The following is a 23,291-nucleotide window of genomic DNA, read 5'->3' as shown; positions in this document are numbered from 1 at the left end:
CCCGCGGACGTCCTGAAGCAACCGCTCGAGCACGCGTGGAGGAGCCATGACTCGCGCAGCGGGCAGGAGCACCGCCCCGACGAATCGGCCCCAGGTCCGACGGGCGGCGATCCCGCGTACGTCCTTGCCCGGCTCGGCCGTTCCAGGACCTGGCTCCTGGGCGCCGCGATGCTCGGCATTGTCGCGGGCGTCCTGGTTCTCGCCGTGCCGACCGGGTCGGCCGACGCCCTGACCCGGCTGCTCGGCCTGTGGCTCGTCCTGCTCGGCCTCGCCGAAGCGGTGGTCGCCCTCGCGTGGCGGGCTGCGCTCGCGAGGACGCACGTCCCGGGGCCGCAAGGTCCCCCTCCTGCGGCCTGACACCGCAACCGCCTCGAGGAGTACCCGTGAACCCGACCGCGACCCCCGGTCCTTCCGACTCCGGCGGAGCCACGAACGGCAAGCACGCCCTTACCCCCGAGGAACGTGCGGAGTACGAGCGGCTGCGCCGCCACGCGGCGGTCCGCCACCGGCGGGAACGCCGGGCGGGCTCCTCCGTACTTCTTGTGCTGACCCTTCTGCTCGCGCCCCTGGCCGTCGTCGCGGCCTGGGTCCAGGACACGGTCTCCGACACCGACAGGTACGTGGAGACCATGGCGCCGCTGGCGTCCGAGCCGCCCGTACAGGACGCCGTGATCAACCGGCTCACCGACCGCGTGGTGGAGCGGGTGGACGTCGGGGCGGTGACGGACTCGCTCACCAAGGCACTCCAGGACGCGGGAGCACCACCCCGCGTCGTGGAGGGGGCCGACGCCCTCACCGCTCCCCTGCAGGACGCGGTCAGGAACGTCGTGGACCGCACCGTCCGCGGTGTGATCACCAGCGACGCCTTCCAGCAGGCCTGGGAAGGCGCCAACCGGCGGTCGCACGCCGCGGTGGTGAACATGCTCACCGATGACGGCGGGGGCGCCCTGCGCGCCGAGGGGGGGACCGTCCAACTGGATGTGGGCGAGGTCGTCGACCAGGCACGGGAGCGACTCGTCGACGCGGGCTTCGACAAGGCCGCCGCCATCCCGGACACCGACCGGACGATCACGCTGTTCCAGACGGAGGAGCTGGGCAAGGCGCAGGACGCCATGCGCCTGCTGGACGTCCTGGGCGTCTGGCTGCCCGTCCTGACCGTCGCACTCGCCGCCCTCGCCGTGTGGACCGCTCCGGCACACCGGGTGATGCTGATGATCACCGCGACGGGTGTCGGCGTGATGATGGTCGTGCTGCTCGTCGCTCTCGCCGTCGTCAGACGTGTCTATCTGGACTCTGTCCCGCCCACGGCGCTGCCCCCCGACGCGGCCGCGGCGATCTACGACACGTTCGTCCGCTTCCTGCGCGACACCACGCGCACACTGCTGGTCGTGTCGGTGATCACGGCACTGATCGCGTACCTCTACGGTCCCGGTCGCCCCGCCCGTGCCGTCCGCGCGGTGGCGGACCGGAGCACGACGGCCGCCGGCCGGGGCCTGCGCCGCGCGGGAGTGCGCACCGGGTCCACCGGACGCCGGCTGGCGGACCACCGGGCGTGGACCACAGGAGGGATCGTCGCGGCGGCAGCGTTGGCGCTGGTGCTCTGGAACCACCCCACGGTCGGAGCGGTGGCGCTCGTCCTCGGCGTCGCCCTGGCCGTCCTGATCGTCCTGGCGATCCTCGCGGCCGCCTCCGGACCGACCGGCCGGGCGGCGGACCGTGCCGCTTCGTGAGCCGTGATCGGCAACCGGTGGCCTCGAAGGCGGCCGCCGCACCCCGCAACCGCGGCAGGGGAGCGACTCCTGATCCGAGACGGCGGGGAACGGGTCGAGCGGCGGCGATCACAGCGCAGCGCGCACACTCACCCGCGCCGGGTGAGGCGCCCGGTGATTGCCGTGGGCACGCTGAAGGTGACAGAGAACCGCTGCCGGGTGAACGCCCGGGACGGAGGCCGGGCATGACCGCGCAGACCTATCTGGCGTACGACTTTCCGCTGCTGGGCGCCTTCTGGACCATGCTCTTCTTCTTCCTGTGGATCATGTGGTTCATCCTGCTCTTCCGGATCGTCGCCGACATCTTCCGTGACGACGCGCTGAACGGCTGGGCGAAGACCGGCTGGCTCCTGTTCTGCATCCTCCTGCCCTTCCTGGGCGTGTTCGTCTACGTGATCGCCCGCGGCAGGAACATGGGCCGCCGAGAGGTGGCGCAGGCGCGGTCGCAGCAGGAGGCGTTCGACGCGTACGTCAGGGAAGCCGCGGGCGGGCGGTCCAGCAGCGTCGACGAGCTCGCCAGACTGTCCGAGATCCGCGACCGCGGCGCCATCACGGACGAGGAGTTCCGCAGGGCGAAGGAACTGGTCCTTTCCGGCCACGGCCCGGCGGAGCACTCGGGCTCCACCCCTCACACCTCCGGACGCTGAGCATCCGAACACCACGAAACGAGGTGCAAGATGACCGCGACACACACTCGCCCGACGGACACGGCAAAGCAGGAATGGGCAACCGGCCTGACGGTCTTCGCAGCCGTGATGCTCTTCCTCGTCGGTGTGCTCGACATCTTCCGGGGCATCATGGCCATCGCCGAGGACGACATCTTCGTCACGACGCCCAACTACGTGTTCGAGTTCGACCTGACCAGTTGGGGATGGATCCACCTCGTCCTTGGGGCGCTCGCCGTGATCGTCAGCATCGGACTGCTCCGGACCGCGACGTGGGCGCGCGTCACCGGCGTGGGCATCGCCGGACTCGTCATCATCGGCAACTTCCTCTCCCTGCCGTACTACCCGGTGTGGTCGATCGTGATGATCGCGCTCTCCGGCTTCATCATCTGGGCCCTGTGCGTGGTCGAGCGCGGCAACCTCTTCGAACTGTCCGAGCGGCGCTGACCGAGCACGGTGTGAGCCGGCCACGGCCGGACGGCGCGGGAGGGCGGAGGGAAGCGTGCCCGAGGATCGCGAAGAGAGGGACGACCGGTGGGAGCACACGCAGGACACACGAGGAGATCAAGAGCGGCAGGGCCCGCGCCCTCTCGACAGGGCAGCGCCGGACGCGCCCGCCTCGCCGTGCTCGCCCTCCTGGCGAGCATCATGGTGCCGCTCGTCGCCGCCGGTCTGCGGAGCGTGCTGTGGGTGCTGGTCGGCATCGCCGGGGTGGCGCTCGCAGCCGTCGGTGTGTGGTGGGCCCTGGCGCACACCGGTGCGGTACGCGCCTTGGGCGCAGCCCTCTCGGTGACCGCACCGCTCACCGTCCTTGTCCTGTTCGCCACCTTCGGCATGCTGGGGCCGGCCTTGCTGTCCCTGGCCCTGTGGGTGCTGGCTGTCACGTCGGCGCGTACGGCCCTGAGCCCTGGGCACACCGCCTCCCAGCAGTCGGAACAGGCCGTCGCCGAAACCCCCCGCGCCCCCTGGATCCTCATGAATCCGCGCTCCGGCGGCGGCAAGGTCGGCCGTTTCCAACTGGTGGAGAAGGCCCGGGCGGCGGGCTGCCGGGTGGCCCTGCTCGACGCGGGCCAGGATGTCGTCCAGATGGCCCGGCAGGCCGCCGCCGGGGGAGCCGACCTGCTGGCGGTGGCGGGTGGCGACGGCACCCAGGCGCTGGTGGCCGAGGTCGCGGCGCGCCACGACCTGCCGTTCGTGGTGGTTCCCGCCGGTACCCGCAACCATTTCGCCCTCGATCTCGGCCTCGACCGCGACGATCCGGCGAAGGCCCTGGAAGCCCTGACCGACGGTGTCGAGCTCCGCGTCGACCTCGGGTACGCCGCGGACCGCGTCTTCGTGAACAACGCCTCGTTCGGAACATACGCGTCCGTCGTCACCGAACCCGCGTACCGGGACGCCAAGGCCCGCACGTCCCTGCGCACCCTCCCCGGCCTTCTCACCGGCGAGGGTGCGCCCAGGTTGCGGGCGCGGGCCGACAGGACGTACGTCGACGGACTTCAGGCGCTGCTCGTCAGCAACAACCCATACGGACGCGCCGTCGACGCCACCCGGCCGGGACGCAGGGAGCGGCTGGACACCGGGCTCCTCGGCGTGGTGTGCCTGCGGGTCGGCAGTGCCGTTCAGGCGGCGGGCTTGGTGCGCGGACCGCGCTCGGGAGGCCTCGTCCGGCTGACCGCCGGGAAAGTCGTCGTAGAAGCCGACTCGGACGTACTCCCGGTCGGCATCGACGGTGAACACGTCGTCCTGCCGGCTCCCGTCGTGTGCCACAGCGCGCCCGGCGCTCTCCGGGTCCGCGTACCACGCCGTCGCCCCAACGCGCCGCGGGGCGTCGGGGCCTCCGCCGACTGGCCGCGCGTGGCACGGTTGGCGCTGCGCCGTCCGGTCCGGGGACACGACACCGCGGCAGCCTGATGTCGGCGGTGCACGGCAATCGCCCCGGAGCGGCGCCGGCGACCATCTCCAGTCGGCTGCTGCCACAGCTGACCAGCGTGTCGGTTCACGGCCGGGGAGCCCGTTCGCCGTCGGACGCCGCGTGGTCACCGATCGGTGATCACGATCTCGCGTTTGAGGATCTTGCCGGTGGGGCCCTTGGGAAGCTCGGTCGTGAAGGTGACGATCCGCGGGTACTTGTACGCCCGCCAACCGGTCCTTGACGTGGTCGCGGATCTCCTCGGCCGTGGCACGGGCACCGGCCCGGAGTGTGATCACCGCGGCGATCTCCTCGCCGTGAACCGGGTGCGGCACGCCGACGACGGCGGCTTCGGCGACGGCCGGGTGCTCGTACAGCACCTCCTCGACCTCACGTGGGTGGACGTTGTAGCCACCTCGATGATCAGGTCTTTCTTCCGCACATCGCCCGGGCCGGCAGCGGTTCACTTGATTCCATGACACGCAACAGTCCGCGAGCGCGTCGCAGGGCCACTCTGGACCGGCGGAGGGAGGCTGCGGCCCGGCGCTACCGGGACAGCCAGGCAGGCATGGTGTGGCGTCGGCTCTCGGCGATCGACTTCTTCGGCAACTCTTTCCAGCTCGCCGCGCTGTCCCTGCTGTGCTTCTTCCCTTTCCTCATCGTCATCACGGGCGCGGCCGGCCGTGACGCCGCCACCGCGGTCGCCGGCTGGCTGGGGCTCAGCCAGCAGGCGGCCCAAGCTGTGGCGTCACTCTTCGCTGGAGGCGAGGACCTTGGATCCCTCACGGTGTCGAGCGCCTGCATGCTGATCGTCGGTGCCGTGGCCGTCGCCGGCACCCTGCAGAGCTGGTATCAGAGGCTTCTCGATGTCCCGCACCGCGGCTGGCGGGACATTCCGGCGCAGCTCTGCTGGCTCGCGCTCCTGCTGGCCTACTGCTCCCTGCAGGCCGTGGTCGGCAGAGCGCTCGAGGGGCCGGTACTGCGGAGCCTGTTCGGTCTCGGCGTCGCGACGTGCTTCTGGTGGGTGACCATGTACGTACTGCTCGTTCCCGCCGTGCGGTGGCGCACTCTCCTACCCCCGGCCGTCGTCACAGCTGTGTGCTGGACGGGCCTGGGCGTCTTCTCCGCCCGCTTCTTCTCCGCGTCGATCGTGGAGAACAACGAGAAGTACGGCCCCATCGGTGTCGTCATGGTCATTCTGTCCTGGCTGGTGGCGGTAGGGGTGGTCATCCACCTGGGAGCCGTCGTCGGTCGCCTGTACCTTGAGCGCCGTTCCCGGCAGGGCTCCCGGCCGCACCGCTGACAGCACCTTCAGCAAGCGGCTGCTCCTCACTCGGGCGGGAGCTCGCCGGCGGTGTGCCGTGGCGGGCAGGTGGGCTCGTCCGTGACCGCGACACGGCGGGCCAGGTCATCAGGAAGGTCCGGCAGCAGTTCACCTGTACCGGGTGAGGCCCGGCGGGGCGCCTTGGGGGAACATCGCAGGGAGTGCGCCGTCCGCCTGCCCACGCCGCCCGCAGGAGAACAGCCCATGCGCTACGAGATCCGCGTCGAGGGGCACATTTCGGAAACGCTTGCCAAAGCCTTCCCGGAGCTGGGCTATGTGGTGATGTCCGGCCAAACGGTTCTGTTCGGCCCTGTCGTGGACGATGCGCACCTGTACGGGCTGCTGGCCCGCTTCCAATCGCTCGGACTACGCGTCCTGGAGATGCGGCAGGTACCGGAGTGATCGGCCGGCCGAAGTGGGCGCTCCCGAGCCGACCGGAACGAGATCGGCCCAAGCGGGGGGCGTGAGCGCATACCGGGTCCCTTGTGCGGGGCGCCCAGGGCGCCCACCGGGGCGCCGTGACGACAGAGTGAGCCCACGGGCAGGAGAGCGAGGAGGGGTCTCTCACGAGGGCCGCTCAACCGCGCTCCGCCCTGATCCTGCCGGAGCGGCAAGCGGCTCCCAGCGCCTCGAAGTCCCGCTCGTTCTGATCGGCGTAGGACTGGGCGAATTCGGTGAGCGCGCGGTCGAAGCGGTCGCTGCCACCCAGGTAGGCGGCGATGGCGACGGGATCGCCGGAACGGGCGTGGGCCCGCGCCAAGGATGCCCCGCACAACATGCCGAAGAGCGAGAGCAGGCCCGGCCCCATGGTCTCCGGCCGTGCGATGCCCTTCCAGTCCCACAGCTGGCGCACGTAGAAGTCCCGGCTCTGTCCGTCGAGGCCCACGACGTGCGTCCATCCCAGAAAGATGTCGCTGGTCGTCTGGATCAGGCGCTGACCGGTCACCACCCGGCGGCCATGGTTGTCGTAGCCATCGCCGGGGAGGTGGGCGGACAGCACCGACTCCTGGGCCTCCTTGGCCTGCAGCAGAAGGGGATCATCGTCGTCCCTGCCCAGCAGGAGCAGGATCCAGCAGCGCGTCCCCACACTGCCGACGCCCACCACCTTCCGAGCCATGTCCACCAGACGGTAGTGACGCAGCAGGTGCCGGCGTTCGGACGGCAGGGTGCTTGCATAACCGTTCAGAAGGGTTTTGAGCTCATTCTCCCGACCGGCCTCGGACGGCTCGGCCAGCAGCCGGCCGAGCGGAGTGATCAACGGCGGGTCCGGCGTGATGCGCCGTCCCTCGGCCGTGAGCCGGGTGAGCTTCGTGAAAGCCTGGAGATGCGTACGCGTGCGGGCCCGCGCCGTCGCACGAGCGGTACGTCGCCTGGCCTCTGCGTCCATCGACGAGGCCATCAATTCCCGCATCCGGTCGGCGTCGTCCTGGGCGTACCAGATGTCGAGGGTGCGCATGGCAGCGAACTCGTGCATCCGCCTCCGGTACGCCTTCACGCAGCTGCGCACAGCTCTGTTCTGCTCCTTGAGCGAGAAGCCGTTGGCCCGGCCCGCTGTCACGAAGCTTGCCGCCAGCCGCTTGACGTCCCATTCGAAGGGCCCGGGCAGGGTCTCGTCGAAGTCGTTGAGATCGAAGACCAGATGGCGCTCCGGCGAGGCGAGCAGCCGGAAGTTCAGCAGGTGGGCGTCCCCGCACAGTTGCACCCGCAGACCTGTGTTCGGGAGCGGTCCCAGGTCCGCCGCCATGACCGCCGCGGCGCCGCGGTAGAAGCGGAACGGTGACTCGAGCATGCGGCCGTAGCGGATCGGCACCAGCTCCGGAAGCCGGTCCGCCGACTGACGCTCGATCACCTCGACCGGGTCGGGGCGCCCCTGATCCGTCTCGAACCAGCCGTGGCTCGAACGCGACGCACGCGTGCGCGCCGCTCTGCCGTGCGCGGCTCGCTCAGCCGGTGTCAGGGAGGCGGTGAAGTCGAGCGGTACGGTCATGATCCGGCCTCCCGGTCCGTCGTGGTGTCTGTTCCGGCACCCGGCTCCGCGGGCGGGCCGTGGCGCTGCCGACGGAGCCCGGCCTGGACCGCGCTCGCCAGCACCCGTGCCGCGACCCCTACGAGCAGCAGCCCTCCCGCTATCTGCAGCATCGTCACCACGCGCCCCGCCTGGGAGCGCGCGCTGATGTCCCCGAAGCCGACGGTGCTGAACGTGGTCAGCGCGAAGTACAGGGCGTCCGTCCTGGTCAACGGCTCACTGAAGGATCCCGGGTCTGCGTGATCAAGCAGGTAGTAGGCGCCGGCGAACAGGACCAGGAACAGCGCCAGCGTTGCGGCCAGGGCCTCGATGGACTTCAGACGCGGGTAGGGCGAGTGCGCGATCGTCCGCACCTCCCACGCGAACACCAGCAGGACGGCCAGGAGGCCGCACGCGAACAGCGTCGCCGCTCCGGTCGTGCCGCGCTCGTCCAAGGGCAGTAGGAAGTAGGCGGTGACGAGGGCCGCGACGACGAGCAGGGCACGAGTGACGGCAGCGACCGCCGCCCGCTGACCGGGGTGGAGCCGCCGACCCCACCGGATCGCGACCGGTCCCCATCCTGGACGGTCCGTCCGGGCAGCCTTGGGGTCGCTCATCACACGCCTCTTCGTTTCGTTCCACACAAGTCGTTCTGCGTCGTCGCACGTCGTTCCTTCGCAAGACGGCGAACGCCTCCGGGCCCATCCCACACCCCCGGCGGCACTGGCGGATCACCCGCCGTGGGTGATCCGGGAGCCGGTGGCGCGCGGGACGCTGAGGGTCAGGTCCCCGCACACCGCCCCGTCGGGTACGCAAGCGACCCGCATCGAATGCGCGAGGAGTACGCGATGACCGAATCACGTGGTCCTGGTCCACCTGCCGGACCGGAAGACACCGGCCCGGAACTCATGGCCGACGGGGCAATCCCCCGTCCTGCGGACGTGCTGGCGCGCCTCGGCCGTTCGTGGACCTGGGTGCTGGGCTCGGCGGCAGCGACGCTGGTGCCGGGCGTCCTGGTACTGGTGTGGCCGGAGGGGACCCTGCACGTCCTGGCGGTCCTCATCGGCCTGTACCTGCTGGTGACCGGCGCGTTCCGGTTCGTGGCCGTCTTCGCGCGGGAGGAGCACGCTGAACGACTCCCCGGATTGCTGGTGGCGGTGCTGTACATCCTGGCCGGGGTGCTGTGCCTGCGGAACCCGCTGCAGACCGTCGCCGCGCTCTCGCTGATCGTCGGCGTCGTCTGGCTCGTGTCGGGCGTCCTGACTCTCTACACGGCCGTCGCCGCCAAGGACCTGCCGCACCGCAGCGTCGTCCTGGTCGTCGCAGTCCTCGGCATCGTCGCGGGGATCGTGGTGCTCGCCCTGCCCATGGAGTCGGCCCGTGCCCTGACCCGGCTGCTCGGCCTGTGGCTCGTCCTGCTCGGCCTCGCCGAGGCGGCCGTCGCCCTCGCGTGGCGGGCCGCGCTCAGAAGGGCACCCCCGACGGGCCCGTACGACCCTGCCACGACGGACTGAAACCAGAACTGCCGCCGCGCACCGTACTCAGGGACCCTGATCCCGCCGCACGGTGCGTCCATCGACGGGTGGCCGGGCCCCCGCGGTCTCACCCGCGTCGGGTGAGGGGTGCATCGCCTCAAGCGCAGACCGGCGGGGGCATTTCAGTGTGGCCAGAGGGCAGACTGGCCGCTCCCAGGGCACGTCTCCCGCTCTATGCGTCGGGCCTGAATCCCGGGCGGGCGCTCAGGAGCCGCTCGGCCTCGTCCGCGCCTGTGCTCGCGATCACGGGCAGCACATCCCCGCTCGCCCGCCTTCGGGCCGAGGCACGGGCGTCCGGCACCAGGCGGCGGATGTATCCGCGCATCTCGCCGGCCAGCTCACCCACGTCCTCCTGCGGCGCACCCGCTCCTTGCTCCGTGCAGACTCGGGCGGCGGCCGCGCGGCGTCGGCTCGTTGCGCGCCACGGCCGGTGCAGTCTGCGCAGGCTTTCACTCGGCCTTTGCGGGTTGCATCGCTCAGGAACGCCGACAGGCCGAAGCCCGACCCGTGCCCGGTCCTGGAATGATTCGTTCATGCGTGCGGCCCGGCTTCTCTCCCTCATCCTCCTGCTCCAGAACCGGGGCAGGCTGACGGCTGGTGAGCTCGCTGAGGAGCTGGGTGTCTCGGTCCGGACCGTCTATCGGGACATCGACTCGCTGAGCGGCGCGGGCATTCCGGTCTACGGGGACGGCGGGCACGGCGGTGGATACCAACTGCTCGGCGGCTACCGGACCCGGCTCACCGGACTGCATGCCGACGAGGCCGAGTCTCTGTTTCTGGCCGGGCTGCCGGGCGCGGCGGACGACCTGGGACTGGGAGAGGTGCTGGCGGCGGCGCAGCTGAAACTGACCGCGGCGCTGCCGGCACCGTTGCGGGACCGTGCCGGTCGGGTCCGTGAGCGGTTCCACCTCGACGCTCTCGGCTGGTACCGGGAACAGGACTCCCCGCCCGCTCTCGTGGCGCTCGCCGAAGCGGTGTGGAACCAGCAGCGGATCCGGGTGCGCTACCGCCGCTGGGCCGAGCCGCAGGAGGTCGAGCGCGAGCTCGACCCCTACGGCCTGGTCCTCAAGGCGGGCGTCTGGTATCTCGTCGCAGCGGTGGACGGCGCGGTGCGGACGTACCGGGTGTCTTCGATCCTCCGCCTGGACGTCGAGGAGGTCGGCTTCGAGCGCCCCGAAGGGTTCGACCTGGCCGCCCACTGGCAGGAGTACCTCACCGTCTACGACGCCCGCAGGCTGCGGCTTCAGGCCTCCGTCCGGATTGCTCCAGCACTGCTGTCCGCGCTGTCGGACCGCCTGGACGCGGCACTGGTCCGCGCCGTCGAAGCCTCGGCGGGGCCGCCGGAGGCAGATGGCTGGGTGACGGCGACGATGCCGCTGGAATCGGTCGAACTGGCGGTGCCCACACTGCTGTCACTGGGGCCGGACATCGAGGTGCTCGCCCCCGAGGACCTGCGCCGCGGGATCGCGGAGACGGCGGCGGCCGTGCTCGACCGGTACCGACCGGCGGACACATCAGGCCGGGCGGGGGCCGGCGATCTCAGCAGCAGTCCGGCGGACAGGGTCGCCAGCAGCGCAAGGGCGGCGAGGACCCCGAAGCCGTAGCGCGTGTCACTGTGGTCGGTGACCGTCGCGACCAGGAACATCACCCCGACCGTAGCCGCCAGCGCGCCACCGTTCGCCAGCCCGAAGACCCTGCCCACCGAGGCTTCGTCGGCCGAGGTCATCAGCATGGTCCGAGAGGCGATCCGGGCCTGCCCGAAGAAGAACGCACCCAGTGGCACCCCGACGAGATAGCCGACGATCCCGAACTGGCTCTGCAGCACCAGGCCGACATTGCAGAGCAGAAAGCCCACGACGGCGATGCGAAGGTCCGGACTGCGTCTGCTGACGATCCGGTAGGCACCGGTGGCCGCCAGGAAACCGAGGCACCCCAGGGCGTCCACCGCGCCGAATGTCGCCGCCCCCAGGTGGAGTTCACCGATGACGGCGGTGGGCAGCAGAGCGTTGAACACCGTGACGACAACGCTCCCTTGGGCGTAGAGCAGGATGAAGCGGCGCATCCGCAGCGGCCCGCGCGGAGCCGCTGCCGGCGCCGGCCCCTCGGCGGCGGTGGCCGTCGGCGCCCGGTCCGGGCGGCGCCCCACCGCGGCGACGCAGAGCGCCGAGACGATGAAGGTCCCGGCGTTGAACACCAGCAGCGGCACAGCACCGAACGCCTGGACGGACAGCCCGCCGACCGTGGCCGACAGCAGCATCCCCGCCTGGGTCCCCATCTCGTAGCGGGCGTTGAACCGCCGCAGCCGGTCCGCCGGGACCCGTTCCTTGATCAGCGCGGAGCTTGCCGGGAAGAACAGTGCACCGACCATGGCGAGCGCCAGATTGGCGCTGTAGATGCCGGGCCCCGGGGCGCCGCCGCAGGCCAGCCACAGCGGCAGTGCGAGGGCCAGCGCCGCACTGGTGATGTCGCAGCCGATCCACAGGGACCGCCGGTCGAAACGGTCGGCCAGCCGTCCGCAGAAGGGCGACAGCAGCGCCTGCGGCCCGGCGACGGCGATGAAGAGCCAGCCGACGGCCATCATGGTCTGCTGCTCTCTGATCATGAGCAGTGCACCGACGATGAGCTGGACATTGTTGCCGAGAGCGGTGGCGAAGGCAGCGGGCACGAGCAGCCGCTCGGCCCGGCGGGAGTGGTGACTGAGGATCATGGCACCACTGTCCGGAGGTTCACTGACATCTTCTGTCAGTGAAGTTTCCGCACACCGTCAGCTTCTTGTGCTGCCTCGACGAGAGTTTCAGGGGCTGGACCAAGCCCTTCACCGATCCCCGGCTCTGCGCGGCCGTCGTCGAGCGGCTCACCTTCGGCGGCAACCCTGCTCGGACCGGCACCCACTCCTGCCGCCCGGCCTCACCCAGTCCCGGGCAGCAGCACAGAACGCCGCCGGCTGACCTCACCCGGCCGGCGGGAGGCGATGCCGTCTGCCCCGCACGCGCGGTCCCGGCGGCCTCCCGCTATTGCGGTGCGACGGCTTTGAGCCAGTCCTCGACGGTGAGGACATCCGCCCACTGCGGGAACAGCTTTTCGGTGAGCATCGTGTGCACCTCCGGATCGGTGTCGAGGCAGGCATCCGACAGGACGGTGAGCCCGAAGTCCAGGTCGATGGCGTGCCACAGGGTGGACAGCACTACAGCGCTGGTGGCGATGCCGGTGAGAACAAGGCTGTCGATGTCGCGGGCCCTGAGTACCAGGTCGAGGTCGCTGCCCGAGAACGCGCTCCCCCGCCTCTTGGTAACCACCACGTCGCCCTGCTGGGGCGCGACGTCGTCATGGATCTCGGTGCCGGGGGCACCCTCGGTGAACAGGCCGGCCCGCACGACGTTTGCCATAACCCTGTTGCGAGGGCTGACTTCCGGATCGCCCGGCCGTAACCCGAGCACCACGTAGATCACGGTGATGCCGGCAGCCCGCGCACCGTCGATCGCCCTGCGCAAGCGCGGCAGATATCCGGAACCGTCGTCGGCGATGGCCACGACGTCCCGTTGGACGTCCATCACCAGAAGTGCGCTGCTCGCCATGCTTGCCGCCCCTTCTCCGTCGGGAAACACGAGCAAGTCTGGTGGATCAACCAGGCCGCGGTGGAGGTTTCGGAGATCGTCATCGGCGTCACGCCGCAGTGCGCCCATGACCGGTGTCAGTTCTTTTCTCGCCCTACGCCGCCATTGGCTGCTGCGCAGCGCCCGTGAATCTGCCGGCCATGAGCCGTTCGCCGGCGCTGCGGCGCTCTGCATTGCCGTGCACGGACGCTGCCGATCGGCTGCTCTTGATGGGGCACGGCCGGGGATCCCTGTCGCGATATAGCGTTAATCTTCTCGTCGCGCCGCTGTCCGCGTCGCGCGCAGACAGACAGTCGACAGGACCAGGACGGAAGCATGTCGGGAGAGATCTCACCCACCGGTCAGCGCCATGGCCCCGGCTCGTCGCCCGAGCTGCGGGCCTCTCATGCGGACCGGGACCGTGTGGTGGATGTGCTGCGCGTCGCGGCGGGGGACGGCCGGCTGACTGCCGATGAGTTGGACGAGCGCTTGGAGGCTGCCCTGTCGGCGCGGACCGTGAGCGAACTGACCGCGCTCACCGCTGACCTGCCGCCCGTATCGGCCATGGGCGGCATGACGGGAGCGGAGGTCAAGGACGTCGTCCGGATCGAACAGGTCCACAGCGGCGCGGTCGAGCGCACAGGGCGTTGGGTGGTGCCGCGGCGGCTGGAGCTCGCGGTGACGTACTGCGGGGTGACGCTCGATTTCACCGACGCCGTGATCACGCACGACACGTTGCGGATCGACGTGGCCATGACGGGGAAGACCCTGACGCTGGTCACGAAGCCCGGCATCGTGGTCGATACCGATGGTCTGCAGCTTGTGCACAGCAGGGTCAAGTACCGTCGGACCACGACGAATCCCGGTACTCCGGTCACTCTGCGGGTCGAGTTGGCCGGTCAGAAGGCTCACGGCCGCGTGGTCGTACGGCCGGCGAGGCGGACGTTCGGGCAGTGGCTGCTGCGCAGGCCCAAGTGAACTCTCACAGATATTCGTTCACGGAAGCACGGACGCGGCGCATCACAGCCATTTGTTGCGGCGCAGGGCTCGGTGGACGACGGTGCAGGCGACGGCGATGACGATGAGCACGGCCGGGTAGCCGTAGGGGGACTTGAGTTCGGGCATGTACTGGAAGTTCATGCCGTAGATGCCTACGACCATGGTGGGAACGGCAATGAGTGCGGCCCAGGCACTGATGCGGCGCATGTCGGCGTTCTGTTGGACGCCGAGTTGGGCAATGCTGGCGCCGAGCATGCCGGTGATGAGCTCGTCGAAGGTGAGGATCTGCTCGCTGACCCGCTGGTGGTGGTCGGCCACGTCGCGGAAGTACGTGGCCACCTTCGGCGGGATCTGCGGGAGAGATCCCTCGCTGAGGCGTTGCAGGGCGGAGGCGAGGGGCATGACGGCGCGCTTGAATTCGAGGAGTTCCCGCTTGAGCTGGTAGATGCGCCCGGCGTCGACCGGGAGGTCCGGGGAGAAGACTTCGCTTTCCAGGGTGTCGACGTCGCCGGCGAAGGCGTCGGCCACCTCGACGTAGCGGTCGACGACCATGTCGGCGATCGCGTGGAGGACGGCGGCGGGTCCGCGGCCGAGCTGCTGCGGGTCGGCCTGGAGCCGGCGGCGCACGACGTCGAGGGGCGGGGCGCTGCCGTGGCGGACGCTGATCGCGAAGCCGGGCCCGGCGAAGACCATGATCTCCCCGGTGTCGACTATCTCGCTGGTCGCGGTGATCTCTTCGTGGTCGACGTAGACGATGGTCTTCAGGACCAGGAACAGCATGTCGCCGTACCGTTCGAGCTTGGGCCGCTGGTGTGCATGGACGGCGTCCTCGACGGCGAGGGGGTGCAGGTCGAAGGCCTCGGCGACCTGCTGGAACTGCTCGGCGGTGGGCTCGTACAGACCGATCCACGCGAAGCGCCCGGCCTGCGGGTCCATCCGCTTCATGATCGCGTCCAGGCTCACCTGACCGGGAACGCGGCGCCCTTCCTCGTACAGGGCGCAGTCCACCACCGCCGACGGCAGCCCCGCGATGTCCTTGCTGTCCTGCTGCGCCGCCATGTGCTGCCTCTTGTCCTCGTCCGATCGGTAGGGGGCAACCTACCGGTGAGCAACGATGTGTTCGGATCACATCGCGCTTCTGTACGACATCGCTCCGGCGCACCAGGTGGTGCCGCTCGCGTACCTCGGGGTCCCTCACCAGGGTGGTGTCTGCATCGGACCATCGCTCCGGCTTGCCGAAGTCGCCTCGGACCGCTGCTTCGCGTTCGGCTCTTGTCGCCGTGAGTGAGGCTCTTGACCCTGCCGTGACGTCAGGCTTCATAGTCGGTGCCGTGGAGGATCACTGGAACGTGGGACGCGTGGCCGAGCTGGCCGGCGTGAGCATCCGCACGCTGCATCACTATGACGAGATCGGGCTCCTTCGGCCGTCGGCGCGGACTGCGGCCGAGTACAGGGCCTATTCGGCGGGCGACGTGGAGCGGCTGCGGGAGGTGCTGGCCTGTCGGCGATTGGGCTTCGGGCTGCGGGAGGTCGCGGAACTGGTCGGCGACCCGTCCACCGACGCGGTCGCGCACCTGCGCCGACTGCGAGGGTCGGGCCGGAGGCCGAACAGCGGGCGGTGCGAAGCCTTGGCGACGACCTCGAATCCGGCCGGTGGGCCGAGCGCAACAGCGACCTCGCCGACCTCGACGCGGCAGATCCCGGCCTCCGCCTCCTCATAGCTTGACCCGCGTCGCAGGTCCAGCGTGGCGGCCCCTCGGACGGCCCGCCGGCTCGGCCGGTGATCATGTTGAAGCAGCGGACCCGCGAGACTCGAGACGGGCTCCGGTACGCCGTTGCGACCCCGACGTGCGCCCTCAGCCCCACCACCGACTCGCCGCCCAGGCGAGTGCGTAGCCCGCACTGTTGAGGGCGCAGTGCAGCGCCACGGGTGGGACGAGGCTGCCGGAGCGGCGGCGGAGCTCACAGAGAAGCACACCAGCGAGAGCGGTGCCGACGACCGCCGCCGTCACGGACAGGGCGAGGCCGACCTGGCCGGCTCCGAAGACTGCTTGGGCCGCCGCGTTCGCGCGTGTGAGCCCGCGTGACGGCTGTACGTGCCAGAGCCCGAAGAGCACCGAGGAAACGACGGTGGCCCATACAGGCCCCCACCGTCGCAGAACCATGGCCCACAGCACGCCGCGGAATGCGATCTCCTCGAGCAGCACCGTGCCGAGCGGTACGCGGACCAGTACGCGGTACACCAGCTCCTCGGGAGGCAGGCCCGCGGCCCGCTCGTCCTGGAATGCCTCCCGGGTGAACGGCAGTACCAGACCCACCGAATAGACCAGGAGTACGACTCCGACGAGGACCAGGCCCCAGCGCAGACCGCGGCGGGCAGCGGCCCTGCCGAGCCCCAGGTCGTCCGGAGCGAGGCCGGACCGGCGGGCGATCAACACGAGCAGCACGGACGCGACGACACAGACCGGCACGTACCAACCGGGCGCGAGCAGGTCGTTGAGCGTGTTGGCGGCCGCGAGCACCACGACGGCCAAGAGCAGCATCCACATGGCCGCACAAGGATTGCCGACGTGCGCGAGCGCGTCCCGCAACGCGCCTTCCACGGCGCGCCACCGTCCACTCCCCCGCAGTTCGAGCCGGTCCCGGTCCTGGAAGCGATTCCGGTCCTCCGGCTCGGGCCCGGCAGGCCGCGCGAGCGTCCGGCCCGGGTCCGGGCAGACCAGGTGTGACAGCGAAGACCAAGCATGTCTCACCGGAACTCGAGCGAAGGCTGTCACTGCCCAGGCGGCAGATGGAGGTCGACAGGCCCTGACCGACCCGCTTCGGGCCAGGCCGACCACCGGGGCTCCAAGAATCGCTGTCCGGCCGCACGCCATGACGTGGGCCGAGTCCTTGCAATCGGCGGGGCGTTCAGCCGCCCAGCCACCACTGGCGCGGTGACCACAAACGATCACCGGCTTGGTCACCCGGCCCGGGACTGAGAACGCCCACCGGCGGTGTCGTTCACGCCGTACCCGGGCACGTTGCCGACGCTGCGCGGCCGGCACACCCGGTTGCCGGTTGTTCGCGTTGTGCCACCGCAGATACGCTTGCAACCCCCACCGGCCGAACTATGACCCGGCCTCGGGCCTCCAAGATCCGTGGAGAAGACGCATGAGTGATGTGGGCTTCGGCACCGGCAAAGTGGTCGTGAACCGGGCGATGTCGCTGGACGGCTTCATCGCCGGCCCTGGCCACACGATGGACTGGATCGCCGAGTACCTGACAGCGGCCGAGGTCCCGGAGGTCATGGCGGCCACGGGCGCAATGCTCATCGGCCGGGGCACGTACGAGGTCGCCAAGCGTATGGCCGACCAGGACACCGCCTACGACGGGGGAGCACAGTTCGTCCTCACGCACAAGCCTCCCGACGAGCCGGACCCTACCGTCACATTCCTCACCTGTGGCCTTGAGGAAGCCGTTGCCACGGCACGCAGCGCCGCGGGCGGCAAAAACCTGGAGATCCTCGGTGCCGACGTAGCCGCCCAGTGCCTGCAGCGCGGGCTCGTCGACGAGATCCTGGTGTATGTCCTGCCGGTGCTACTGGGCGACGGCGTCCGCTTCTCGCCCCCAAGCCTCGACAGGATCGACCTGGAGCCTTTCAGCAGCACCCAGTCGGGCGCCATCACGATGCTCCGCTTCCGTGTACGAAAGTAGGCTCGGCCCTCCAACAGCTGGTGCGGTGACCACGGACGTTCGCAGAGCTTGATCACGCCGCCCTGGCGCGGGGACGGCCCCAGCGCGTCCGATACCGGACGCCGAACGACATGCTCAGACGTTGCGCCCGAGGTCCTGGGCGAATGTGATGACGTTGCCGGCGGGGTCAGTGATGGCCGCGATGCGGAACCCCCCGGGGGTGTCTTGGACTGGTCCCATGGCAAGACCTCTCTCCGCGGCCACAGCAGCTTGTCCGTCGATGTCGTCGACTCCGACAGTCAACATGGCAGAGCCCGCGCGGTCGGGGTCTCGGAGCAACTGGATCGCCCCACCCTCGATGACCTGCCATTCCGCCAAGCCGTCCATGGGGTTGCGGTCTGCAGGGCGCCCCCAGAGGCGTCCATACCAACCACGGGCCGATTCAAAGTCCACGACGGGCATAACCGCAAAGACGTTCATGATCGCCACGTTGAGCACCCTTCCACTGTGGCCCAACCCTATTCACTACCCGTCATGCCATCGTGGACCCGGCCGCGGTGACTTCAGGAACGGCACGGCACCTTCCTCGTTGGCCCGCACCTTGAACGACAAGATGAGCGCACCCCGGCCACCGGACCACTCGTCGTGCGAGCCGGCCGACGGGTCGACCGGCACACCCACACCCGCTACGACGTGGACCGGACGGCGGAGATGTCGAACTGCAGTCGGACCTTTTCGCTCACCATGGTGCCGCCCGCCTTGAGGCGCTGGTTGTAGACGAGACCCCACTCCGTGCGGTCGATGGTGGTGGTGCCGTCGAAGCCGGCTCGCTCGAAGCCGAACGGATCCAAGACCGAGCCGAGGTAGTCGAGTTGCAGGTCGACGGGCCGGGTAACGTCGCGGATGGTCAGGTCCCCGGACATGCGGAAGCTCTCGCCACCCTCGTGGACGGTGGAGGTGCTGCGGAACACCATCTCCGGGAAGCGGCGCGCGTCGAAGAAGTCGGGGCCGACGAGGTGCGCGTCCCGTTGCTCCACGCCCGTGTCGACGCTGGCGACCCGGATGACGAGGTCGGCCCGCGACTCGGAGGGCCGCGCCCCATCGAAGTAGAGGGTGCTGTCGTAATCGGTGAAAGCTCCCCGCACCGTCGTGACCATGGCGTGCCGCACGGAGAACCCGATACGGCTGTGCGGGCGGTCAACGGTCCACCGCCCGGTCAGCGCTCGAAGTGCCGGGTCGAGCGTGACACCTCGAAGCGCGGCCTCAGTGACGGAGGTGCCGGTGCCGACAGCCGGGTTCGGCTCGATGACGGCGGTCTGGCGACGGCTGAAGATACCCATGATCGTGAGCCTTTCCTGTCTGATCGCTCCGTGCTATCACGGCGTCGCCGGGCACTGCCCAGCGAGATGGGCGGCCTCGTCCGGGTTCCATACGGTCGCCTGTAAAGCTGCACAAGATCAACATGATGTCGAGGGCGCTCTGCCGGACGGGTCCCCATCGGCCCCCTCGACCGATCCGAAGGTGCCTGGCGGACCTCGGCCCCACGTCAGGCACCTTCCCGTGAGACCTACTCCGGGGGCGTGGGTGTGTCGTGGGTGCGGTACATCGCCTGTACGTCCAGCTCCAGTTGGACCGTCGGACCGACAACCGCGATGCCACGGGCCAGCATGGAGCGCCAGTTGAGGGTGAAGTGCTCACGGTGGAGCTCCGCCTTCGCGAGAGCTGCGCAGCGCAGTTCCTGGTCGTAGCCTCCGTTGACCGTCCCGAGGTAGGTCGTGTCGAGGCCGACGGAGCGGCTGGTGCCGTGCATCGTAAGCGTGCCGTGCAGGGTCCACTTGGAGCCGCCGCGATGGGCGAACCGGGTGCTGGTGAAGTCGATGTAGGGATAGCGTTCGACGTCCAGGAAGTCGGCGGAACGCAGGTGGTTGTCGCGGGTGTTGTTGCCCGTGGTGATGCTGGAGGCGTCGATGCGCACCGAGACCTGCGAGTCGGCCATGTTCGGTGCGATGTGGATGCCGCCCTGGAAGCGGGTGAAGCGGCCGTGTACATGGGCCATGCCGACGTGCTTGGCAATGAACCGGATCGCGGTGTGCGGGGGGTCGAACAGCCATGTTCCGGCTGTCGGAAGTTCCAGCCGGCGGGCGGGCTCGAGCGCGATGCGTACCGGTGACAGAGCCGCCCCGGCCGCGATCTCGAGGTTCTCACGGGCCGGAGACAGGCCCTCGGCCGCGGTCATCACGCTGTAGGAGCCTGGTGGCAGCGTCGCTATGAAGTAGCCGTGGGGATCCGTGGTGCCACGCGTCGCAACCCGGTGGCTGTCCAGGGCGGTCACGGTGATCTTGGCTCCGCCCATGGGCTGCCCCATGGGATCGACGACCTCGAGGCCGAACCCCCCGGCATCGGGTGGCAGGGGGACCGAGATGCTCGGTCCCGCACCGGAGGTGCCACGGGAACGCCGGCGTCGGAGCAGGCCGAAGGCCATGGAGTTCACCCTTCTTCGCATGCGTCACTGTCGCGCGGCCGCCCAGCCCGTTGCATTTGCGGTCGCCAAGGGCCGTCGGCGACAGGACGAACGACGCAGACTCATTTGTTCGTTGACGATCATAAAGCCGTCCACGTGCGGGTGATTCGCCCCGGTGTCGGTGCTGTCCAACCCCGTGTCGTTGCATGCGGGGTCACAAATCAGTACAAGGACGGGCCATATCGCCGCCCCTCGGCTTCGTCGCTTTGCAGCAGTGCTGTGGCGAAGGGCACGGAAGGGGATCGCGATGTTCACAAACGGTCTGCGGTCTCACCACGGAACCGGCACAGACGGCAGTCAGCGCCTCCCGACCGGCCATGACCTTCGCCGAACAGGCCCTGCACGCCACCGAGGCGCGCTTCCGCGCCGTCTTCGAGGACGCCGCCATCGGCATCGGCATCGCCGACCTGGAGGGCAACGTCCTCGAGTCGACGAGGCCCTCACCCGGATGTTCGGCGGGCTGGAGCACCTCGTGCGGGGCCGCAACGTCACCGAGTGGGTCCATCCCGAGGACGCGCCCCACGTCTGGAAGCTCTACGGCGAGCTGGTGCGCGGCGAACGCGAGCACTTCCGCGTGGAGAAGCCGTTCTACCGCAGCGACGGCACCGTCCTGTGGACCAACCTGTGAGGCGCCGCGCCCCGGCACCGCTCATGGCCGGCGCCTCACCGTGCCGCGTCCCCGCGTCTCACCAGTCGTCCCCGACGTCGAAGTTCGAGGCGACGGGCATGCCCTCGTCCTCCAGGGCGATCAGCAGATACCTGCCCAGCGCGTCGAGGCCGTCGTACAGCCTCTCCGCGAGCTGCCAGGTCTCCACGTCCGCGGAACGGGACACGGGGACGACGTGGGCCGGGGCCCTGTCCAGCGGGCCGCCCCCCTCGGGGTCGGCGACCACCAGGCGCACACTGAGGTCGTCGTTCTCGAACCAGTACGACCACGCGCCCGACGCGGGGCGGCCGCCGGTCTCCTCGGCGAGGGCGACGCCCAGGATCCGGTTGACGTCGCCGCGGATCTCGTCGGCGAACGCCGCGCGGTCCCAGGCGGCCTGCGCGGGAAGTGCGGCATGGGAAAGGTCCGGTGCTCATGTCCTGTCGCAGTGAAGGTTGAGCGTTCTCACCGAAGTCCAGTGAAGTTGACGGGCAGCCGGCCTTGTCGGGAGCTGCGGTGCGGCGGTTAGCGTGCGGGCATGACGATGGCGACGAAGCGGCGGGTCCTGTACCGGCAGGGCACCGGGTTCTGGCGGATGACGGCGAAGTGGGTTCTCGTATTCGGGGCCCTGTACCTGCTGGACGGCGGGCTGCTCCGATCGTGGGGCGACGCTCTGGTCTGGCCGTTGATCGGGATCCTGCTGTGGGTGCCGTTCGGGATCGGCGTCGTCTGGTATCCGAAGAAGGACCAGCTCGTCGAGCTGACGACGCGTGAACTGCGGGTACGGCGCAAGCGGCTGCCGATGGAGAAAGTGAACCTGCTGCACGTGGCGCGGCTGTGGCTGGAGGGGCGGTCGACCGCGGACGACCAGCCGGTGCGGGAATGGACACGGTTCGACCGGGTGGTGTGGGTGCCGCTGCAGGACGGCCGGGCATTCGGCGTGGAGTTTCGCGACCCGGCCGCGTTCGCCAAGGTTTTCGGCGCCTTCGCGGTCGCTGCGTGCGGCGGGCCGGAGATCGTCCGCGCGAGGGCCGCAACGGCAACCTACCCGGAGCCGCGCCCGATGCGGGCCCGCCCAGCCGACGACGGCTCCTGGCCGGACCTCCTGGACATCTTCGGCTGAAAGCCGGAGCCGCACGGTCAGCGGTCCGCCAGGGCGCGGGGAACCGCACAGGCGCGGCGTTCTCGACCAGCTGCCCGGGAGGCGCAGCGCCACAACCACCTTCTGAGTGCGTTCAGTCGATGACGGCGCCGCCGGTGACATTGACCTCTGTGGCGGTCATGGTCGGCGCACGGTCGGAGGCGAGGAAGGCCGCGGCGTAGGCGACGTCTTCGAGACGGGGCCGACGGTGGAGCAGAGTCACGGACGCCTCAGGGTCGTCCTCCGGCGGGCTGGACGGATCGGGCGAGCCGGGAGAGAGCAGCCAGGCTGCCCGGATGCCGTGCGGGCCGAGTTCGCCGGCGAGCTGGCGGCACAGACCGGAGAGGGCGGACCAGGCGATATGGGAGCCGCCGAGGCCAGGGATGGCTTCTCGGCCGCCCCCCATGGCCAGGATCACGCCGGTGTGGCGGGGGATCATATGGCGGGCGACGGCCGTGGCCAGAGTCAAGTGGGTGGTGACTGCCTTGATGACGGGGCGCAGCACGTCTTCGTCGGCCATGTCGACCAGCGGGGTGCCGTGCAGGTCGTCGTTGGAAGTGGCGTTGAAGGCGATATCGATCCCCGCGGAGTGCCGGGCGACGGCGTCGGCGTGCTGCTCGACCGCGGCGCGGTCAGTCGCGTCGAGGGTGGCGACCTCGACGCGACCCCCGGATTCGGCGATGGTGCCGGCCAGCTCCGCCAGAGGTGCGTGCGTCCGCCCGACCAAGTGGACCGTGGCGCCTTCGCCGGCGAAGACGCGGGCGACGGCGGAGCCGATCGCTCCAGCGCCGCCGTAGACGATGGCGGTCTTGTTCTCCAGCAGCATGAGATTCCCTACTTCATCGAAGTTCGATCACTTGGACCCCGCAGCCGCACCGCGCTCGCAGGCCGCCGACGCACTGCGCCTGGACACCCCGTCACTGCCATCCGCCCGGGCGGCGCAGGCCGCCTTGCCGTACTCACACCGGCCGGCTCCCGGCTGTGCGCGTGCGGCGGCCACCATGTCCTTAACATGAAAGCAGCCATTCATTCACTTTCGAGGCGTATGCCTGATACAAGACGCAATCACACCTAAAGCGGCGTCGACGTTTCTCTCGTATCGGAGCGACCAGCATGCCCACTTTTGCTACCCCCGGACGACGGCTCCCCCTCGCGATCTCTTGGGAAGGCGAACGCGCGATCTTGACGTTCCACGGCGTCCTGCACTCCTCGGCGGCACGGGCCATCGAGGAACAGCTGCAGGATCCGCGACTGCGGGATGCCCGGGAGTGGCTGTTCGACATGCGGGCTCTGGACCGGATCGACCTGGTGTGCGCGTACGCGCTGCTGCGCGCGGCCAGCGCCGCAGATGCCCCGAAGGTGATCATCTACCGTCCGAACCACCGCGTTAAGCGCATCCTCCATCACGTCGGCACTGAAGCCGTCGCAACCTTCGAAGTCTGACCGGGGGAGCTCGACCCTGGCACGCCGCATGTCGTCCGGCGAAGGCGATGGTCAGCGGCGGACCAT

Annotated in this window: 23 protein-coding genes and 6 pseudogenes; 16 read left to right on the top strand and 13 right to left on the bottom strand. The window is 69.8% G+C overall.

What is annotated here, in order from left to right:
• Positions 1-144: 144 nt before the first annotated feature.
• The 5 genes and pseudogenes from ACTMTU_RS01765 to ACTMTU_RS01745 all read left to right on the top strand — a co-directional run.
• A pseudogene (locus ACTMTU_RS01765) lies at positions 145-357 on the top strand (HdeD family acid-resistance protein); the annotation flags it as partial.
• A 26-nt stretch (positions 358-383) separates the two neighbouring features.
• Entirely contained in the window at positions 384-1,730 is a 1,347-nt protein-coding gene (locus tag ACTMTU_RS01760) for a hypothetical protein (RefSeq protein ID WP_441261605.1), read from the top strand.
• A 224-nt stretch (positions 1,731-1,954) separates the two neighbouring features.
• The gene (locus ACTMTU_RS01755) at positions 1,955-2,416 is read left to right on the top strand and encodes an SHOCT domain-containing protein (RefSeq protein WP_441261604.1); all 462 of its coding nucleotides are present in this window, start codon (positions 1,955-1,957) and stop codon (positions 2,414-2,416) included.
• 30 nt (positions 2,417-2,446) lie between these two features.
• Positions 2,447-2,881: a DUF7144 family membrane protein gene (locus tag ACTMTU_RS01750; RefSeq protein WP_441261603.1), complete on the top strand. Its 435-nt coding sequence runs from the start codon at positions 2,447-2,449 to the stop codon at positions 2,879-2,881.
• A gap of 87 nt (positions 2,882-2,968) precedes the next feature.
• Positions 2,969-4,345: a diacylglycerol/lipid kinase family protein gene (locus tag ACTMTU_RS01745; protein ID WP_441261602.1), complete on the top strand. Its 1,377-nt coding sequence runs from the start codon at positions 2,969-2,971 to the stop codon at positions 4,343-4,345.
• A gap of 125 nt (positions 4,346-4,470) precedes the next feature.
• On the opposite strand, the pseudogene ACTMTU_RS01740 reads toward ACTMTU_RS01745, so the two are convergent.
• Positions 4,471-4,782, bottom strand: a pseudogene (locus tag ACTMTU_RS01740) (AMP-binding enzyme); the annotation flags it as partial.
• A 36-nt stretch (positions 4,783-4,818) separates the two neighbouring features.
• Here ACTMTU_RS01740 and ACTMTU_RS01735 point away from each other — a divergent pair.
• Both ACTMTU_RS01735 and ACTMTU_RS01730 read left to right on the top strand, forming a co-directional pair.
• The gene (locus ACTMTU_RS01735; RefSeq protein ID WP_441261601.1) at positions 4,819-5,646 is read left to right on the top strand and encodes a YhjD/YihY/BrkB family envelope integrity protein; all 828 of its coding nucleotides are present in this window, start codon (positions 4,819-4,821) and stop codon (positions 5,644-5,646) included.
• A 225-nt stretch (positions 5,647-5,871) separates the two neighbouring features.
• Positions 5,872-6,069: a hypothetical protein gene (locus tag ACTMTU_RS01730; protein WP_441261600.1), complete on the top strand. Its 198-nt coding sequence runs from the start codon at positions 5,872-5,874 to the stop codon at positions 6,067-6,069.
• Positions 6,070-6,244: 175 nt separating this feature from the next.
• Here the strand turns inward: ACTMTU_RS01730 and ACTMTU_RS01725 are convergent, their stop codons facing one another.
• Together ACTMTU_RS01725 and ACTMTU_RS01720 are read right to left on the bottom strand one after the other, a co-directional pair.
• Positions 6,245-7,654, bottom strand: a complete 1,410-nt coding sequence (locus tag ACTMTU_RS01725; RefSeq protein ID WP_441261599.1) for a DUF2252 domain-containing protein — start codon at positions 7,652-7,654, stop codon at positions 6,245-6,247.
• Positions 7,651-8,289, bottom strand: coding sequence for a potassium channel family protein (locus ACTMTU_RS01720; protein WP_441261598.1), 639 nt, complete (start codon positions 8,287-8,289; stop codon positions 7,651-7,653). The genes ACTMTU_RS01725 and ACTMTU_RS01720 overlap by 4 nt, the downstream gene beginning before the upstream one ends.
• Before the next feature lie 231 nt (positions 8,290-8,520).
• Here ACTMTU_RS01720 and ACTMTU_RS01715 point away from each other — a divergent pair, with 231 nt between their 5' ends.
• Entirely contained in the window at positions 8,521-9,186 is a 666-nt protein-coding gene (locus tag ACTMTU_RS01715; protein ID WP_441261597.1) for an HdeD family acid-resistance protein, read from the top strand.
• Positions 9,187-9,379: 193 nt separating this feature from the next.
• On the opposite strand, the gene ACTMTU_RS01710 is transcribed toward ACTMTU_RS01715, so the two are convergent.
• Entirely contained in the window at positions 9,380-9,742 is a 363-nt protein-coding gene (locus tag ACTMTU_RS01710) for a DUF6415 family natural product biosynthesis protein (protein ID WP_441261596.1), read from the bottom strand.
• On the opposite strand from ACTMTU_RS01710, the gene ACTMTU_RS01705 reads away from it, so the two are divergent.
• Entirely contained in the window at positions 9,741-10,811 is a 1,071-nt protein-coding gene (locus tag ACTMTU_RS01705; protein ID WP_441261595.1) for a helix-turn-helix transcriptional regulator, read from the top strand. The genes ACTMTU_RS01710 and ACTMTU_RS01705 overlap by 2 nt on opposite strands.
• Before the next feature lie 77 nt (positions 10,812-10,888).
• On the opposite strand, the pseudogene ACTMTU_RS01700 reads toward ACTMTU_RS01705, so the two are convergent.
• Positions 10,889-11,914, bottom strand: a pseudogene (locus tag ACTMTU_RS01700) (MFS transporter); the annotation flags it as partial.
• Positions 11,915-11,991: 77 nt separating this feature from the next.
• Between ACTMTU_RS01700 and ACTMTU_RS01695 the strand changes: the two are divergent.
• Positions 11,992-12,132 (top strand): annotated as a pseudogene (locus tag ACTMTU_RS01695) (IS21-like element helper ATPase IstB); the annotation flags it as partial.
• An 86-nt stretch (positions 12,133-12,218) separates the two neighbouring features.
• On the opposite strand, the gene ACTMTU_RS01690 reads toward ACTMTU_RS01695, so the two are convergent.
• Positions 12,219-12,782: a cysteine hydrolase family protein gene (locus tag ACTMTU_RS01690; RefSeq protein WP_441261594.1), complete on the bottom strand. Its 564-nt coding sequence runs from the start codon at positions 12,780-12,782 to the stop codon at positions 12,219-12,221.
• 354 nt (positions 12,783-13,136) lie between these two features.
• On the opposite strand from ACTMTU_RS01690, the gene ACTMTU_RS01685 reads away from it, so the two are divergent.
• Positions 13,137-13,778: a DUF1707 SHOCT-like domain-containing protein gene (locus ACTMTU_RS01685; protein ID WP_441261593.1), complete on the top strand. Its 642-nt coding sequence runs from the start codon at positions 13,137-13,139 to the stop codon at positions 13,776-13,778.
• A gap of 42 nt (positions 13,779-13,820) precedes the next feature.
• On the opposite strand, the gene ACTMTU_RS01680 is transcribed toward ACTMTU_RS01685, so the two are convergent.
• Positions 13,821-14,858, bottom strand: a complete 1,038-nt coding sequence (locus ACTMTU_RS01680) for a magnesium and cobalt transport protein CorA (protein WP_441261592.1) — start codon at positions 14,856-14,858, stop codon at positions 13,821-13,823.
• 290 nt (positions 14,859-15,148) lie between these two features.
• On the opposite strand from ACTMTU_RS01680, the pseudogene ACTMTU_RS01675 reads away from it, so the two are divergent.
• A pseudogene (locus tag ACTMTU_RS01675) lies at positions 15,149-15,391 on the top strand (MerR family transcriptional regulator); the annotation flags it as partial.
• Positions 15,392-15,655: 264 nt separating this feature from the next.
• Here the strand turns inward: ACTMTU_RS01675 and ACTMTU_RS01670 are convergent.
• Entirely contained in the window at positions 15,656-16,402 is a 747-nt protein-coding gene (locus ACTMTU_RS01670; RefSeq protein WP_441261591.1) for a lysostaphin resistance A-like protein, read from the bottom strand.
• Positions 16,403-16,952: 550 nt separating this feature from the next.
• Between ACTMTU_RS01670 and ACTMTU_RS01665 the strand changes: the two genes are divergently transcribed.
• Positions 16,953-17,495, top strand: coding sequence for a dihydrofolate reductase family protein (locus tag ACTMTU_RS01665; protein ID WP_441261590.1), 543 nt, complete (start codon positions 16,953-16,955; stop codon positions 17,493-17,495).
• Positions 17,496-17,609: 114 nt separating this feature from the next.
• Here ACTMTU_RS01665 and ACTMTU_RS01660 read toward each other — a convergent pair whose 3' ends face one another.
• From ACTMTU_RS01660 to ACTMTU_RS01650, 3 genes are all read right to left on the bottom strand, one after another.
• On the bottom strand, positions 17,610-17,963 hold the full coding sequence (locus ACTMTU_RS01660; RefSeq protein ID WP_441261589.1) for a VOC family protein: 354 nt from the start codon (positions 17,961-17,963) through the stop codon (positions 17,610-17,612).
• Positions 17,964-18,160: 197 nt separating this feature from the next.
• Positions 18,161-18,814 (bottom strand): YceI family protein, encoded by a 654-nt coding sequence (locus ACTMTU_RS01655; protein ID WP_441261588.1) that lies wholly within the window; start codon positions 18,812-18,814, stop codon positions 18,161-18,163.
• Between the two features lie 227 nt (positions 18,815-19,041).
• Positions 19,042-19,956, bottom strand: a complete 915-nt coding sequence (locus tag ACTMTU_RS01650; protein WP_441261964.1) for a YceI family protein — start codon at positions 19,954-19,956, stop codon at positions 19,042-19,044.
• 359 nt (positions 19,957-20,315) lie between these two features.
• Between ACTMTU_RS01650 and ACTMTU_RS01645 the strand changes: the two are divergent.
• Positions 20,316-20,620, top strand: a pseudogene (locus ACTMTU_RS01645) (PAS domain S-box protein); the annotation flags it as partial.
• Positions 20,621-20,681: 61 nt separating this feature from the next.
• Here the strand turns inward: ACTMTU_RS01645 and ACTMTU_RS01640 are convergent.
• Positions 20,682-20,888: a hypothetical protein gene (locus ACTMTU_RS01640; protein ID WP_441261587.1), complete on the bottom strand. Its 207-nt coding sequence runs from the start codon at positions 20,886-20,888 to the stop codon at positions 20,682-20,684.
• Positions 20,889-21,179: 291 nt separating this feature from the next.
• Here ACTMTU_RS01640 and ACTMTU_RS01635 point away from each other — a divergent pair, with 291 nt between their 5' ends.
• Positions 21,180-21,764, top strand: a complete 585-nt coding sequence (locus ACTMTU_RS01635; protein ID WP_441261586.1) for a hypothetical protein — start codon at positions 21,180-21,182, stop codon at positions 21,762-21,764.
• Between the two features lie 112 nt (positions 21,765-21,876).
• On the opposite strand, the gene ACTMTU_RS01630 is transcribed toward ACTMTU_RS01635, so the two are convergent.
• Positions 21,877-22,608, bottom strand: a complete 732-nt coding sequence (locus ACTMTU_RS01630) for an SDR family NAD(P)-dependent oxidoreductase (protein WP_441261585.1) — start codon at positions 22,606-22,608, stop codon at positions 21,877-21,879.
• A 287-nt stretch (positions 22,609-22,895) separates the two neighbouring features.
• On the opposite strand from ACTMTU_RS01630, the gene ACTMTU_RS01625 reads away from it, so the two are divergent.
• Entirely contained in the window at positions 22,896-23,225 is a 330-nt protein-coding gene (locus ACTMTU_RS01625) for an STAS domain-containing protein (RefSeq protein ID WP_441261584.1), read from the top strand.
• Positions 23,226-23,291 lie beyond the last annotated feature (66 nt).

It is taken from the genome of Streptomyces sp. OZ13 (assembly GCF_052068155.1).
GTDB lineage: Bacteria > Actinomycetota > Actinomycetes > Streptomycetales > Streptomycetaceae > Streptomyces.
The sequence above is the reverse complement of the archived record's forward strand: the minus strand, read 5'-3'. Positions and strand labels throughout refer to the sequence as shown.

What these genes read in the sequence shown, in the direction of transcription:
- ACTMTU_RS01735 (WP_441261601.1), top strand. Translation starts at nt 4,819, where the DNA reads ATGACACGCAACAGTCCGCGAGCGCGTCGCAGGGCCACTCTGGACCGG.
- ACTMTU_RS01690 (WP_441261594.1), bottom strand. Translation starts at nt 12,782, where the DNA reads ATGGCGAGCAGCGCACTTCTGGTGATGGACGTCCAACGGGACGTCGTG.
- ACTMTU_RS01630 (WP_441261585.1), bottom strand. Translation starts at nt 22,608, where the DNA reads ATGCTGCTGGAGAACAAGACCGCCATCGTCTACGGCGGCGCTGGAGCG.
- ACTMTU_RS01655 (WP_441261588.1), bottom strand. Translation starts at nt 18,814, where the DNA reads ATGGGTATCTTCAGCCGTCGCCAGACCGCCGTCATCGAGCCGAACCCG.
- ACTMTU_RS01680 (WP_441261592.1), bottom strand. Translation starts at nt 14,858, where the DNA reads ATGGCGGCGCAGCAGGACAGCAAGGACATCGCGGGGCTGCCGTCGGCG.
- ACTMTU_RS01750 (WP_441261603.1), top strand. Translation starts at nt 2,447, where the DNA reads ATGACCGCGACACACACTCGCCCGACGGACACGGCAAAGCAGGAATGG.
- ACTMTU_RS01685 (WP_441261593.1), top strand. Translation starts at nt 13,137, where the DNA reads ATGTCGGGAGAGATCTCACCCACCGGTCAGCGCCATGGCCCCGGCTCG.
- ACTMTU_RS01705 (WP_441261595.1), top strand. Translation starts at nt 9,741, where the DNA reads ATGCGTGCGGCCCGGCTTCTCTCCCTCATCCTCCTGCTCCAGAACCGG.
- ACTMTU_RS01710 (WP_441261596.1), bottom strand. Translation starts at nt 9,742, where the DNA reads ATGAACGAATCATTCCAGGACCGGGCACGGGTCGGGCTTCGGCCTGTC.
- ACTMTU_RS01635 (WP_441261586.1), top strand. Translation starts at nt 21,180, where the DNA reads ATGACGATGGCGACGAAGCGGCGGGTCCTGTACCGGCAGGGCACCGGG.
- ACTMTU_RS01625 (WP_441261584.1), top strand. Translation starts at nt 22,896, where the DNA reads ATGCCCACTTTTGCTACCCCCGGACGACGGCTCCCCCTCGCGATCTCT.
- ACTMTU_RS01755 (WP_441261604.1), top strand. Translation starts at nt 1,955, where the DNA reads ATGACCGCGCAGACCTATCTGGCGTACGACTTTCCGCTGCTGGGCGCC.
- ACTMTU_RS01715 (WP_441261597.1), top strand. Translation starts at nt 8,521, where the DNA reads ATGACCGAATCACGTGGTCCTGGTCCACCTGCCGGACCGGAAGACACC.
- ACTMTU_RS01725 (WP_441261599.1), bottom strand. Translation starts at nt 7,654, where the DNA reads ATGACCGTACCGCTCGACTTCACCGCCTCCCTGACACCGGCTGAGCGA.
- ACTMTU_RS01650 (WP_441261964.1), bottom strand. Translation starts at nt 19,956, where the DNA reads ATGGCCTTCGGCCTGCTCCGACGCCGGCGTTCCCGTGGCACCTCCGGT.
- ACTMTU_RS01730 (WP_441261600.1), top strand. Translation starts at nt 5,872, where the DNA reads ATGCGCTACGAGATCCGCGTCGAGGGGCACATTTCGGAAACGCTTGCC.
- ACTMTU_RS01665 (WP_441261590.1), top strand. Translation starts at nt 16,953, where the DNA reads ATGAGTGATGTGGGCTTCGGCACCGGCAAAGTGGTCGTGAACCGGGCG.
- ACTMTU_RS01720 (WP_441261598.1), bottom strand. Translation starts at nt 8,289, where the DNA reads ATGAGCGACCCCAAGGCTGCCCGGACGGACCGTCCAGGATGGGGACCG.